Origin of the sequence: Actinomadura sp. SCN-SB (assembly GCF_043906805.1) — a bacterium.
In the GTDB taxonomy this organism is placed as follows: Bacteria; Actinomycetota; Actinomycetes; order Streptosporangiales; family Streptosporangiaceae; genus Spirillospora.
The window spans coordinates 1-13,481 of the sequence record NZ_JBIMPP010000019.1; the positions used below are offsets into that span (position 1 = coordinate 1).

The 13,481-nt window shown below is 68.4% G+C and carries 10 protein-coding genes and 1 pseudogene; 3 read left to right on the plus strand and 8 right to left on the minus strand.

The window, feature by feature from the left end; genetic code table 11:
• Positions 1-1,827: 1,827 nt before the first annotated feature.
• A pseudogene (locus ACGWYJ_RS14860) lies at positions 1,828-2,966 on the plus strand (IS30 family transposase).
• Positions 2,967-3,027: 61 nt separating this feature from the next.
• On the opposite strand, the gene ACGWYJ_RS14865 reads toward ACGWYJ_RS14860, so the two are convergent.
• The 3 genes from ACGWYJ_RS14865 to rsmG form a co-directional block, all read right to left on the minus strand.
• Entirely contained in the window at positions 3,028-4,020 is a 993-nt protein-coding gene (locus tag ACGWYJ_RS14865; RefSeq protein ID WP_395106550.1) for a ParB/RepB/Spo0J family partition protein, read from the minus strand.
• Positions 4,017-4,841 (minus strand): ParA family protein, encoded by an 825-nt coding sequence (locus ACGWYJ_RS14870; protein WP_395106552.1) that lies wholly within the window; start codon positions 4,839-4,841, stop codon positions 4,017-4,019. The genes ACGWYJ_RS14865 and ACGWYJ_RS14870 overlap by 4 nt, the downstream gene beginning before the upstream one ends.
• Before the next feature lie 302 nt (positions 4,842-5,143).
• On the minus strand, positions 5,144-5,797 hold the full coding sequence (gene rsmG, locus ACGWYJ_RS14875) for a 16S rRNA (guanine(527)-N(7))-methyltransferase RsmG (protein ID WP_285701039.1): 654 nt from the start codon (positions 5,795-5,797) through the stop codon (positions 5,144-5,146).
• A gap of 183 nt (positions 5,798-5,980) precedes the next feature.
• Here rsmG and ACGWYJ_RS14880 point away from each other — a divergent pair, with 183 nt between their 5' ends.
• Complete coding sequence (locus tag ACGWYJ_RS14880; protein WP_395106554.1) at positions 5,981-6,451, plus strand: DUF6458 family protein; 471 nt, start codon at positions 5,981-5,983, stop codon at positions 6,449-6,451.
• Positions 6,452-7,766: 1,315 nt separating this feature from the next.
• Here the strand turns inward: ACGWYJ_RS14880 and ACGWYJ_RS14885 are convergent.
• From ACGWYJ_RS14885 to rpmH, 5 genes are read right to left on the minus strand one after another with little or no spacing between them, the layout of a single operon-like run.
• A complete protein-coding gene (locus ACGWYJ_RS14885; RefSeq protein WP_285701037.1) occupies positions 7,767-8,252 on the minus strand; it encodes a R3H domain-containing nucleic acid-binding protein in 486 nt (161 codons plus the stop codon).
• A gap of 36 nt (positions 8,253-8,288) precedes the next feature.
• Entirely contained in the window at positions 8,289-9,275 is a 987-nt protein-coding gene (gene yidC / locus ACGWYJ_RS14890; RefSeq protein ID WP_395106556.1) for a membrane protein insertase YidC, read from the minus strand.
• Positions 9,268-9,708, minus strand: coding sequence for a membrane protein insertion efficiency factor YidD (yidD, locus tag ACGWYJ_RS14895; RefSeq protein WP_395106558.1), 441 nt, complete (start codon positions 9,706-9,708; stop codon positions 9,268-9,270). Before yidD ends, yidC begins: the two co-directional genes overlap by 8 nt.
• The gene (gene rnpA / locus ACGWYJ_RS14900; RefSeq protein ID WP_395106560.1) at positions 9,705-10,133 is read right to left on the minus strand and encodes a ribonuclease P protein component; all 429 of its coding nucleotides are present in this window, start codon (positions 10,131-10,133) and stop codon (positions 9,705-9,707) included. The genes yidD and rnpA overlap by 4 nt, the downstream gene beginning before the upstream one ends.
• A 13-nt stretch (positions 10,134-10,146) precedes the next feature.
• The gene (gene rpmH / locus ACGWYJ_RS14905; protein WP_285701033.1) at positions 10,147-10,284 is read right to left on the minus strand and encodes a 50S ribosomal protein L34; all 138 of its coding nucleotides are present in this window, start codon (positions 10,282-10,284) and stop codon (positions 10,147-10,149) included.
• Between the two features lie 677 nt (positions 10,285-10,961).
• Here rpmH and dnaA point away from each other — a divergent pair.
• Positions 10,962-13,226 (plus strand): chromosomal replication initiator protein DnaA, encoded by a 2,265-nt coding sequence (gene dnaA / locus ACGWYJ_RS14910; RefSeq protein ID WP_395106562.1) that lies wholly within the window; start codon positions 10,962-10,964, stop codon positions 13,224-13,226.
• Positions 13,227-13,481 lie beyond the last annotated feature (255 nt).

Genomic DNA, 13,481 nt, shown 5'->3' on the forward strand with positions numbered 1-13,481 from the left:
GGGGCTGAGTGAGGTCTTCAGCAGAGAGATCAAAGCCGTGAAGACCATCTGCACCGAGACCTCGTAGCCAGCGGTGGCGGTCGGAGCACACAGGCATTGATCGACCGGCGGCGGCGGGAGTCGGAGCCGCTACTACCCGACCCAGACGATCAGGGCCGCCCCTCGCATGAAGGCGTCGGCGATGGCTGAACGGTGTGCAATGGCGGTCCAAGCACAAACTCGTGGGCGGGATGTGCCCGCATGGTATGGACACCGGTAGCCCTTCCATGGGCCTGCTGTGGTGCTGACACAGATGGGTGGCCCGCTATCTGAGCGCGGCCGATGATCTCGGGCGTGCGACGGGTCCACTGACGGATCTCGTGCGCCCCGCCATCCGCGGGACATCAGTGCCGCGGGTACCCGCCGCGTTGGCGACGCCCAAGGCTGGCCCACCTGGTGCGGGTCGTATGCGCAGACCCACCGAACAATGGGCAGGCCACGTTCCGGCGGGCCGACCACCAAGATCCGCATAGGCAACCAATAGGGCCAGGAGCCGATGGTGCCGTCGACCGGCGGAAGGCGCGGTGACAGGCCGCAGTTCACCCCAGCGCCGGAGCGGGCATGCGTCCCAGACTGCTTGAGCCCGTTATCTTCTTCGCGTCCCCGATGATCGAAGATCTTGGTCGCCAGGCCGGGCACGATTGATTGCCCCTGTCGTTGATGATCCGGGGGTGTTGTCACCCGGTCTGGTGGCGTCGGCCGACCGCGTGGTGTTCGCCCTTGCCGACATCCAGCCCCAAGAACACTGCGTACTGGTTGCCCATCCCCGTCCCATCACCTCGGGCCTACCTGGTCGCGGTCAACCCTGCTCGGACAGCAGTGCCGCTTCCAGCCCACCTGCAGCGACATGCGTCACTCCCCTCGTGAACCGATCACGACCGCCGGAAGGCGGGGATACGCGCCACCAGGCTCGAGCCGGCAGGGCACACCCGGTCGTACTGGCCCTGGCGGGCAAGGTGTGCTCCTCTCGTTGATCCATGACCAACTGCGGCGACGTGAAACTGGCCGCACGCACCACCCCACACCGATTACGACCGGCGGAAGGCGTGGCGACTGGCCGCAGTTCTTCGCGGCGCTGGAGGGGTACGCGTCGCGGCTCGGGCCGGGAAGGCGTGCACCTGGTCGGGTCCGGTCCTGGTCGATAAGGCGCGCGGCTCCCGCTCCGCCGGGCCTGCCTCCGGCACCGAGACATCCCGGTGACTGTCCCTATCAACAGCGATTCGTGGCCACACGGCGGAGCCAAGGGTCGTGGCGTTCGTTGAAGGGTGACATCTTGGACGACGGCTCCAGGGCACAGCGACCTCTCGCAGCGAGTGCCGCCACCCGGCGATGCCTAAGCAAGGCGATGCCGCATTCCACGACGTGGTGCTAGCAGCTGGGCGCCGGGTGGCGAGTCCTGACTGACGCCATCTTCTCGACGTGGCCTAGATCGCTGTGGACTCGGTGTGAGTGAGAGGGTTCGGGATTGCTTGCTACGGGCTGCCCGGTGCGCCGCTGCGTGTGCGGCGATTGGCTGTGCATTCGAGCATGGGCGATGTTTCCCGTGAAACATCGCGAGTGGATGTGTTGGGTGGGTGGGCGGGTCTAGGCGGGGATTCGTTGGGGAGCTGGACTTGGGTCTGGTGGGGTGGGGAGATGACAAGGCCCCGAGGTTCCAACTTGAGTTCTAGTGGTCGTTGCAACACCCCAGCCCAAGGGGTGCGATGGACGACTTCAAGATCCGCCAAGGACCGGTCAGCGCAGGGGCGCAAGAAGCTGACCCGTGAGCGGGCGGAATACTTCCGGCTCATGGATCAGGGGCTCAGCAGCCGAGAGGCGTGCCAGGTCGTCGGGATCAACTACCGGACCGGGAAGCGGTGGCCGAACGGCCGGAAACCCGTCGGGCGCGCACAAGGGGGCACCACCGATCAACACGGCGGTGCCCCCGCCCGGCCCGTCCCGCCACCTGCGCGAACACGACCGCATCCACATCGCCGACCGGCTGAGAGAAGGCGCCTGGCTGCGCACCATCGCAGCCGAACTGGGCCGCAGCCCCTCCACCATCAGCCGCGAGGTCCGCCGCAACCGCCACCCGACAGGCGGCCAGTACCGCCCGCACGCCGCCCAGGCCCGCGCCGGCGCCCGCCGGCCCCGTCCCAAGCCAGGCAAGATCGGGCAGAACCCCGGACTACGCGACTTCATCCAGCGCCATCTGCGCCTACGGTGAAGTCCAGAGCACATCTGTAACTCTGATCAGGTGTTTCCCCGATCGGCCGGAGATGCGGGTGACTCACGAGACCATCTACCAGGCCCTGTACGTCCAAGGCCGCGGGGAACTGAGCCGGGAACCGACCAAGGCATTGCGCTCGGGCCGCGCCCACCGTCGCCCGCACCGGCAAGCCGACCGGCGCCGGTTCCGCGCGATCCGGAACATGGTCATGATCAGCGAGCGTCCCGCCGAGGTCGCCGACCGGGCCGTGCCCGGCCACTGGGAGGGCGACCTGATCACCGGCAAGGACGGCAAGTCCGCGGCCGGCACCCTGGTGGAGCGCACCACCCGCTACGTGATGCTGCTCCACCTACCCCGCGGCCGCACCCCCGGCCTGGTCCGTGACGCCCTGATCGACACCGTCCAGACACTTCCACCCCACCTGGCGCGGTCCCTGACCTGGGACCAAGGCTCGGAGATGGCCGCCCACCGCGCGTTCACCATCGCCACCGACATCCCCGTCTACTTCCGCGACCCGGCAAGCCCGTGGCAGCGCGGCTCTCACGAGAACACCAGCGGCCTGCTGCGCCAGTACCTCCCCAAGGGCACCGACCTGAGCGTCCACACCCGTCAGCACCTGAACGCCGTCGCCGCCGAACTCAACTCCCGCCCACGCAAAACGCTCGGCTGGGAAACCCCAGCCGAGCGTCTCGCTAAGCTCCTGGCACCAGTCAACTGATCACCAGTATTGCAACGACCCCTCGAATCCGCCCAAGCCCCGGGGCCTTGTGGATGTGTGGTTATAGGCCGGTGTCTCTGGGGGGTGCCTCGTCGGGGGCCATGGCCTTGATGATGCGGTCCAGGTCTTCCATGGTGGCGAACTCGACGACGATCTTGCCCTTGTTCCGCCCCAGGTCGACGCGGACCTTGGTGTCGTATCGATCGGAGAGGCGGTCGGCCAGTTCCTGGAGGGCCGGGGCGACCGGCTTCTTGCGGCGGCCCTGGCGTGGGGGCGTTGGGCCGTCCTCGACCTGGCGCGTGGCGATGATCTCCTCGACGGCGCGGACGGACAGGCCCTCCTGAACGATGCGCAGGGCCAGGCTCTCCTGAGCCTCTTCGCTCTTGAGGCTTAGGAGAGCGCGGGCGTGACCGGCGGACAGGACGCCGGCGGCGACTCGGAGCTGGACCGCGGGCGGCAGGTTCAGTAGGCGCAGGGTGTTGGTGATGTGCGGACGGGAGCGGCCGATCCGGCTCGCCAGCTGTTCGTGGGTGGCGCCGAAGTCCTCCAGGAGCTGCTGGTACGCCGCCGCCTCCTCCAGCGGGTTGAGCTGCTCGCGGTGGAGGTTCTCCATGAGCGCGTCGCGCAGCATGTCGTTGTCGCTGGTGTCCCGGACGATCGCGGGGATGACGTTCAGGCCCGCCTTCTCCGCGGCGCGCTTGCGGCGCTCGCCCATGACCAACTCGTAGTCGTGGTCCTCGCCGACGAGCCTGCGGACCACGATGGGCTGGAGCAGTCCGACGATGCCGATGGACTCGGCCAGTTCGTCGAGGGCCGATTCGTCGAAGTTCTCGCGAGGCTGCCAGGGGTTCGCGCGGATCGAGTTCAGCGGGATCTCGGCGAAGTGGGCACCGGCGACCGGCTTGATGTCGTTGCCGGGCCTGCCGCCCTCGGAGCCGCCGGGCATACCGTTCCCAGTGCCGGATGCCTCGCCCGACCCTGGGGCGGGTGCGGGCGGGGCGGTTGGGATCAGGGCTCCAAGGCCCTTGCCCAGGCCACGTCGTTGCTGGCTCACTCCGGCGCTCCCCGGTGGGCCATTTCCGAGGCGGCTTCGCTGTAGGCGAGCGCACCGCTGGAGCCCGGGTCGTAGGTCATGACGGACTGTCCGTAGCTGGGGGCCTCGGAGACCCGGACGCTACGGGGGATCACTGTGTTGAGGACGACGTCGCCGAAGTGGTTCCGGACGTCCTCGGCGACCTGTGCCGCCAGGCGGGTCCGCGCGTCGTACATGGTGAGGAGGATCGTGGAGACGTTCAGCCCCGGGTTGAGGTGGGACTTGACGAGGTCCACGGTACGGATCAGCTGCCCGAGACCTTCGAGGGCGTAGTACTCGCACTGGATCGGGATGAGCAGCTCGTCCCCGCCCACGAGTGCGTTCACGGTCAGCAGGCCGAGCGACGGCGGGCAGTCGATCAGTACGTAGTCGAACTGGTCGGTGTCGTAGGAGTCCAGCGCGCGGCGCAGCCGGGACTCACGGGCCACCTTCGACACCAGCTCGATCTCGGCGCCGGCCAGGTTGAGGTTGGCCGGGGCGCAATGCAGGTTGGGGATCTCGGGTGCCGGGACGACGATGTCCGCCAGGGGAAGGTCCTCGATCAGCACCTCGTAGATGGACGGTACGTCGGCTCGATGCTCCACGCCGAGCGCCGTGGAGGCGTTGCCCTGAGGGTCGAGGTCGACGACCAGGACCTTGGCACCGTGCATCGCCAGCGAGGCGGCAAGGTTGACCGAGGTGGTGGTCTTGCCCACGCCGCCTTTTTGGTTGGCGATGGTGATCACCCGGCATGTGCTCGGCCGCGGCCATTCCTTGTCTCGCCGTTCGGGTCTCACCCGCACTGAGGTTTCACGTGAAACCTTGGCGTCCTTGAGTGCCTCGCGCACCAGCTCTGACTCCCCCTGAGTTGGTCCTCCACGCGGACCCGGTGGTGGCTGGACCCCGCCGTTCGCCGGCACGTAACCGACGGTCTCCGCCGTACCGGACGTCGTGTTACCCCACATCGCATGGCCGGAGGGCAGTGCGTCCCCCGCCTTGCCGGTCTTCGCCCCGGTGTCGGGGCCGGACGATTCGTCCTGGGGGGATTCGCTGGAGCGGTCAGGCCCGGAGGGCCAACTGGAGGAGCCCAGTCCTGGTCCCGTGCTCATGACGACCTCTTCTTCCTCGACCCTTTGGCGCGTCGGGGCGCGCGCTCGGCGACCACACGGACAAGCGTTGTCGGCGGATCGACCTTACCGCGCCCGACTTGCAGCAGCTCCGCGGTACGGACACCGAAGCGATCGAGAACCGGCTTCGCCTCGTCCAACTCGGCCGCCGCGCGCTCTCCCTTGAGCGCCAGCAGTTCCCCGCCGGGCCGCAAGAGCGGCAGGGCCCACTTTGCCAGGCGTTCGAGAGGGGCGACGGCGCGAGCGGTCGCCACGTCCATCGACATGTCCGCGGCCACCTCCTCGGCTCGGGCGCGGCGTACCTTGACGTTCGCCAGTTCGAGCAGCTCGACGCACTCGTTGAGGAAGGTGACACGGCGCAGCAACGGCTCCAGCAACGTGATCGACAGATCCGGCCGGATGATCGCCAGCACGATGCCGGGCAGCCCGGCGCCGGAGCCGATGTCCACGACTGTGGCGCCCTGGGGGACCGCCTCGGAGACAACGGCGCAGTTGATCAGATGACGTTCCCAGAGCCGGTCGACCTCACGCGGCCCGATCAGCCCGCGCTCGACCCCGTCCTCGGCGAGGAACTTCGCATAGCGTTCCGCGAGCGGCAGCGCATCCCCGAAAACCTCGCTCTCAATCCCCACCGTACGAATCGTTCCACAAAAACCAGCGAGGTCGCACAGTACACACTGGTCGGAGGGCCACAGGAACCTTACGGATCGGCTACGCCGTAAGGGCTCCCGCATACTCCGGGTCGATCGGGTACAGGGACGGGCAGTGCCGAACCCCCGGCTCATCGCACACCCCCGGAAGGAGGCTCCGAGACCATGGGTATCGGAGTCAGTCTCTCGTTCATCACCATCGGCGCGATCCTCGCGTTCGCGCTCCACGTCGATCTCAGCGGAGTCAACATCCAGTTGGTCGGCTGGATCTTCATCCTGGTGGGTCTGATCAGCATGGGATTCACGCTGAAGTACACCAGGCCGCGACGCCGCGCCACCATGATGGCCGGCACGGACCCCGGCTATGTGGAGGCGGAGGAGCCCACCGGCCCCGACACCTTGGTTCGCGAAGAACGGATCGTCGAACGCTCCGTGGACCGCCCCAGCGAGCATGTCGAACGTGTGATCGAACGCCCCGTTCCTCAACCTCCTGCCAACGGCCATTCGCAGCCCACCTCGACTCATCCGGCTCAAGACCCGGCACATGCGCAGGACCCTTCGTTCGCCCAGGACCCTGCGCAGGAGAATCTGACCGCCCGCCGTCGCCTCCGCCGCCGGAGCTCGTTCCGGCGCTGACCGATCAACCCCCCGACGGGGCACCTTGCCGGCCCGTGGGCGGTGGTCTGGCCAGGGCGCCGGTCGACACACTGTCGCCGACATGGTCAGCGTCTGGCTCTCGGTCACCTCGCCGAGCAGGTGCGGCGCGTGCGTGGTGACGGCCGTCCGGCTGATGCCCAGATGGCTCACCGCGTCAGCTTCGGTGGTTCTCCCCTCCTGGAGAGCCAGTAGCAGGCTCGATACCGATCCGGTCACCGGATTCGGGACCGTCGCTCGTCCACGTCCGGGGCGGCGCCGGATCCCCGGTGATCTCGGGAGGTGCCAGAGGGTGCCGCCTTGGCGATGGTGCTCGCCTTCGCCATCGGCGCGGACACGGGCGGAGGCGAGGAGGCCGCAGCCGGGCGGGCGTCCAGGTCGCCGCTCCGCAGGGATGGACGGCGCGGTCAGGGTCTCCGAGGGTCTTCAAAAACCGTGGCCTGGAGGTCCCCGAACTGGTCAAGCTCTGAGGAAAGCGTCCCAGCGGCGGGCTCGTCGGCTCATACCCTGGGCTCTCCTGGAGCGGTGGGGTCGGGAGATGGCCAGTCGGGCCAACTTGTGGAAACGTCGGCGGCGGTCGGATCACGTTTGCCCCTTGGGCAGGTGGGACGGGCTGACGATTCGATGGTGGCGGGTGGCTTCTGGGGGCGCCATACGTTCCACAGCCTGTGGATAACGCTGGTGGCGGAGTCCGGAGGGCTGCTTAGCGCGGGACTGCCGTGTGATCCGCGATCACAGCCGATCGATCTTGCCTCGGTCGACGGGAACCTGACCGCGCGTCACACCCCTGGATGTGCACAGGGCCACAGGGCTGGGCATCGTTGCCGCCACACCTGATGACTGCGCTTCGACCTGCTCGCCCGTTCGGTTCTGGAGGACGTGGGAATCAAGCAGTTATCCGGGAGCGTGTGCCAGCGCTGGTCGCGTTCATCACCGTAGGGCGCCTGGTGGTGGCTAGCGGATCAGGAGCGCCGAGACGTCGATGCGTCCGGAGCGGATTCGATCACGACCGCGCCGATGGCGCGGCTAGGTCGAGCGCCCATGGAGATTCGTCCTGCTTGAGAGCGTTTCTCGTGTGCGTGACGGGCGGGTGCGCACCGCTGGGGATTGTGTCGGTCGATCTTGTGGGGCGGTTGGTGCCGGACGAGTTGTTGCTGAGTGAAGCGCGCCCTCTGTTGCCGCGTTGTCCTCTACATGCCGCGAGGCGAGGTCCGTTGGGACGGGCCTCGCCTCGTTGGTGCTTGCCTAGAGATGATGTTGGGTGACGGCCGCAGGGCGGCTCCGGCCGGTTACCCGGTCAGGACGGGTAGACGACCACGTAGCGGTCGGGTTCCTCGCCCTCGGATTCGCTGCGGAGACCCGCGGCCGCCACCGCGTCGTGGACGATCTTGCGTTCGAACGGGGTCATGGGGGCCAGCGGCTTGGCCTGGCCGGACTGTTTGACCTCGGCGGACACGTCCTGTCCCAGCTTGGTCAGCTCGGCGCGGCGGCGCTCGCGGTAGCCGCCGATGTCCAGCATCAGGCGGGTGCGGTTGCCGGTCTGCCGGTGCACGGCCAGGCGGGTCAGCTCCTGCAGTGCCTCCAGCACCTCGCCGCGCTTGCCGACGAGTTCGTCCAGGGAGGCGCCGACCACGGCGACCAGCGCGCGCTCCCCCTCGACGTCCATGTCGATGTCGCCGTCATAGTCACCGATGTCCAGCAGGCCCTCGATGTAGTCGGCGGCGATCTCGCCCTCCTGCTCGAGCGCCTGGACGTCGACCTCGGTGGTGTCGGTCTGGCTCAACGGGGTCTCCTTCTCCGGCAAGGACAGGGGTCAAAACTAGCGCTTCTGGCTGCCGCTGCGCTTGCTGCGCGGCTTCCGCGTCGGCTGGTTCCGGACGACTTTGGGCTTCGGCTCCGGTTCCGTGGGCTGTTCGGGGCCCTTCTTGAGGCGTCCCTTGGTGCCGGTGGAGTTCGCCGACGCCTTGGCGCCGGCCTTGCCCTTGGCGGGACCCTTGGCGGGGCCCTTGCCGGTCGGTTGTGCCGAGGAGCCGTTCTCGGTCGCGCTCAGCGGCGGGTACTTGGAGTAGATGTAGTGCTGCTGCACCAGGGTCCAGCTGTTGGACGTGACCCAGTACATGAGCACGCCCAGGGGGAAGCCCAGGCCGAACAGGCCGAACAGCGGCGCGAGGAAGACCATCATCTTCTGCGCCTGCATCATCGGGTTCGCCTCATCGGTGACCGGCTGGCGCTGCATGCTGGCCCGTACCGTGAAGAAGGTCGTGCACGAGCTGATGACGACGGCGATGGCGGTGACGACGATGGCCGCCCAGGGCTTGGGGTCGGTGCTCCAGGCGTTCAGGAACGTGTCCGGGATGTGCGCGCCGAAGATGTCGGCCTTCTGGGCGCTCTGGACCAGCTCTGGGGTGACCGCGAAGACGCCCTCGCCGGGGTCGGCGTCGGAGATGCGGCGCAGTACCTGGAAGAGGCCGATGAAGACGGGCATCTGCACCAGGAGCGGCAGGCAGCCCGACAGGGGGTTGGCGCCGTTCTCCTGGTAGAGCTTCATGACCTCCTGGTTGAGGCGCTGCTTGTCGTTCTTGTACTTCTTGCGCAGCGCCTGGACCTTGGGGTTCAGCTCCTGCATCTTCCGGGACGCATGGATCTGCTTCACGAACAGCGGCACCATGGCCAGCCGCAGCAGCACCGTCAGCAGAATGATCGAACCGCCCCAGGCCCAGCCGCTGTCCTTGGGGACGAGGACGCTCAGGCCGGTATGGATCCAGACGATCAGTTGAGCGACGATCGAGTACAGCCAATCAAGCACCGGGAAGCTCCTTGGGCTCTGCTAGGGCGGGGCCGCTTTCGGCACGGCGGTCCTTGCCATGGCGGTCTCCGTCACGGCGATCCCTGCTAAGGCGGGGCCGCGAAGTACCGCTCTGGGCTTGGCGGTCTTCGCTAGGGGTCGTGGAGGGGGCGACGCCCTTGGCCGGCGGTACGGGGTCGTATCCACCACGGTTGAAGGGGTGGCACCGGCCGATCCGGCGGACGGTCAGCCAGCTGCCACGCAGCGCACCGTGCACCTGGAGGGCCTCCAGGCCGTAGGCGCTGCAGGTGGGCTGGAAGCGGCACTGCTGTCCGAGCAGGGGGCTCAAGAAGCGGCGGTAGGCGCGGACGAGCAGTATCAGGGCGCGCGCAGCGAGGCTCGGGCCCCGGGCCCCGCGCGGGGGCGTTGCGTGCCCCTCCGGATTGCTCGTCATCTCCGTCCCTTGGACGTTGGCCGCAGGAGCCGGTCGAGCGCCGACTCAAGGTCCGCGGCCAGTTCGTCGTAGCGCGCCGTTCCCGCAGCGGGGTTTGCACGCACTACGAGCAGGCTACCCTCCGGGAGCCGGTCCAGGTGCCCTCGGACCAGGTGCCTCAGCCGCCGGCGAACCCGATTGCGGACGACGGCGTTGCCGACCGTGCGGGACACGATGAACCCGACCCGGGGAGGGTCCGCCGCGGAGGCGGCCTCACGGCGATCCCCGCTTCCTGTGGATCCCGCGGGCGGGTCCGCGGCTCCGCCGGTGGTTTCGTCCCGGCGGAGCAGGTGCACGACGACGGTGGGCCGTCCAGCGCGGCGACCGCGCCGGACGGTCAGGGTGAACTCGTCCCGCCGCCGCATCCGGTGACCGGACGGCAGCATGCGAGGGGAAGGGTCAGACCGCGATGCGGGAGCGGCCCTTGGCGCGCCGCGCGGAGAGGATCGCGCGCCCGGCGCGGGTGCGCATCCGCAGCCGGAAGCCGTGCTTCTTGTGGCGGCGACGGTTGTTCGGCTGGAAAGTACGCTTGCTCACTCGAGGCTCCAGTGCTGCGGTCGGCTTGTCGTTAAGGCGTCTGTCTTCAGGCGTTGGGCTTGGCGCGATGTCTCGCATCGAGGGCCGCGTCCGGTCCCCCGCAGCGGGGGCCCACCCGTGCTCGCCCGGTCCGCACGGAACACACCCGTACGGGAAAAGAAGTGGGACGAGATGGCGGGCACACGGCTTCGCCGTCGATGCGACTCGACCTCAGAACGTTACGGGCTACCAGGCCATGCGGTCAAACGGAGCCCGCGGGTCAAAGCACTTGCTTACGGTAGCGGAGTTGCCTGTGGGCCGTGTGGCGATGGCCACGCGTCCGAGGGGCGTGCGGAGAGGATGTTGCGAGGCTCCGGCGCCGGGCGCTAAGGTCTCCGGGCGAGCCGACCAGAGTCCAGTCGTACGGTACGGCCGCGTCCTTCCCCGTCCCGCCTGATAGGCGGGTATCCGCTCCCCAGATAGCGCCATCCTGAGCCCGTCCGTCGCCGGTGGTGGTCCACCGACTTTTACACAGGGCTTCGATGCTCATACACAGCATGTGGACAACTCTGTGGACAACTCGTGAGAGAGTAAGTCTCCCGCGGCGCCGCTGAGGTCTCCGGGACCGGCCGCGCCCGTGGGAACGCTGGGCAGTGAAGGTGCTCCGGGGTCGGAGTGTTCGGGAGGGGACCTTGCGCATGGACGGACAGGATCTCGCATCGGTCTGGACCCGCACGCTCACGGCTCTCTCCGAAGGGGAACTTCCCGCGAGCTACCGCGCGTGGCTGCCGATGGTCCGGCCCCTGGCGCTGGTGGAGGGTACCGCCCTGCTGGCCGCGCCCAACGAGTTCGCCAAGGACGCCTTGGAGACGCGCCTGCGTGCGCTGATCACGCAGGCTCTTTCGCATGAGCTGGGACGGGAGATCCGTGTCGCGGTCACCGTCCAGCCTGAACCGCCGTCCGCGGCCGGTGCCTCGGCGGGGTCGCCGGGGTCGTCGTCATCCGGTGCGGCCGGCGAGCCGGGGCCGGGCCGGGGACAGCTCGAACGGCCACCCGATGCCTATGGGGAACGCCCGTACGCCGAGTACGAAGAGCGTCCCTACGATGACCGGTCGTACGAGGGGTACGAGGGCCGTTCGTATAGGGACCAGTCGTACGGTGACCGTTCCTACCCCGAGCAGGGGTATGGGGGCGCTCCGTCCGCAGGTTCTATCCACAGCCCCGGCGCGGGCGGTGGATATCTCTCAGAGGACGAGGACCGCGGGTGGCCTCAGCGTGAGGGCGAGCACGGCGGGCAGGGGCACGGCGGGGGTTTTCCGCCGCCGTCGTCCCGTCGTCCTGGATCGGGCCCTGGGCCGGAGCGATCGGCCGGAGGGCCGTCGCCGTTCGACGACGGACGTGGTTCCCAAGGGGGAGGTCCTCAGAACGGGCTGCCGGGGGCTTCCCACGGTGAGGGCTATTCAGGTACGGGCCGTCCCGGAATGGGCGGAGGAAACGGCGCGGACTCCTATGGCCATGGGGGAGAAGGCCAGGGACGACAGGGTCAACCGGGAGGACCCGGCGCCCCGCAGGGAGGGCGAGGGCACGCGCCCTCTCACCTGAACGACCGCACCCTGGGCGCGTCCAGGCAGGGCCCGGGTCGTGGTGAGCCGTCCCAGGGACGGAGCGGGGCAAGCGGCGAGCCCCAGAGTGGCCTCGGCACGGAAGGCGCCGCCTACGCGTCGGCGGACTCCTACAGAGGGGAGGAGTCCTACCGCGACGAGTCCTCCTACAGGGGTGAAGGCGCGGCGTTCCGGGACGAGGACCTTCCGAACGTGCCGAAGCCCCGAGGTGCCCACTCGCCTGGCCATCCGGGTGGCGGCCCCGGAATGGGTCCGCCCCCAGGGACCGGCCCGGCGGGCAGCGGTCCGGCGCCGGGGGCTGAGCACGCACGGCTCAACCCCAAGTACACCTTCGAGACCTTCGTCATCGGCTCCTCCAACCGCTTCGCACACGCCGCGGCAGTGGCGGTCGCCGAGCAACCGGCCAAGGCGTACAACCCGCTGTTCATCTACGGCGACTCGGGCCTGGGCAAGACGCACCTTCTGCACGCCATCGGCCACTACGCGCAAAGCCTCTTCAACGGGGCGCGCGTGCGGTACGTGAGCTCCGAGGAGTTCACCAACGACTTCATCAACTCGATCCGCGACGGCAAGGCGGACGGCTTCCGCCGGCGGTATCGGGACGTCGACATCCTCCTGGTCGACGACATCCAGTTCCTCGAAGGCAAGGAACAGACGCAGGAGGAGTTCTTCCACACCTTCAACACCCTGCACAACGCGAGCAAGCAGATCGTCATCTCCAGTGATCGGCCGCCCAAAGAACTGGTGACGCTGGAGGATCGGCTGCGCAACCGGTTCGAGTGGGGCCTCACCACCGACGTCCAGCCGCCGGAGCTGGAGACCCGGATCGCGATCCTGCAGAAGAAGGCGCGGCAGGAGGGCCTGGCCGCGCCCCCGGACGTGCTGGAGTTCATCGCGTCCCAGATCGCGACCAACATCCGCGAGCTGGAGGGCGCGCTGATCCGGGTGACGGCGTTCGCCAGCCTCAACCGGCAGTCGGTGGACATGAAGCTGGCGGAGATCGTCCTGAAGGACCTGATCCCCAACGACACCGGCCCGGAGATCACCGCCGCGATGATCATGGCGCAGACGGTGGAGTACTTCGGGACCACGATCGAGGATCTGTGCGGCCCGTCCCGGTCCCGGATGCTGGTGACCGCCAGGCAGATCGCGATGTACCTGTGCCGCGAGCTGACCGAGCTGTCGCTGCCGAAGATCGGCCAGCAGTTCGGCGGCCGCGACCACACCACCGTGATGCACGCCGAGCGGAAGATCAGATCCCTGATGGCCGAGCGCCGCGCGATCTACAACCAGGTGACCGAGCTGACCGGGCGCATCAAACACCAAGCGCGCAAGCGCTGACCCAAGCCCGTCCGCTCCCGCCTAGGGGTCCGGCGGGTCGGTGGGGCCCGGCTTGGACGCGAAGCACCTAGAGCTGTCCACACCGGAGCCAGGCGCAGAGGCCGGGCGCGTGTGCAGCGGCGAGAGCCAAGGCAAACCCCCGATACCCACAGGCTGGGGAAAACACTGGGGATCCAAGTGGAAAAGCCAGGGGACAACCTGCGGAGAACCTGAGGACAAGACGTGGATGGTTTGGGGACGGGCTGGGGACGCCGC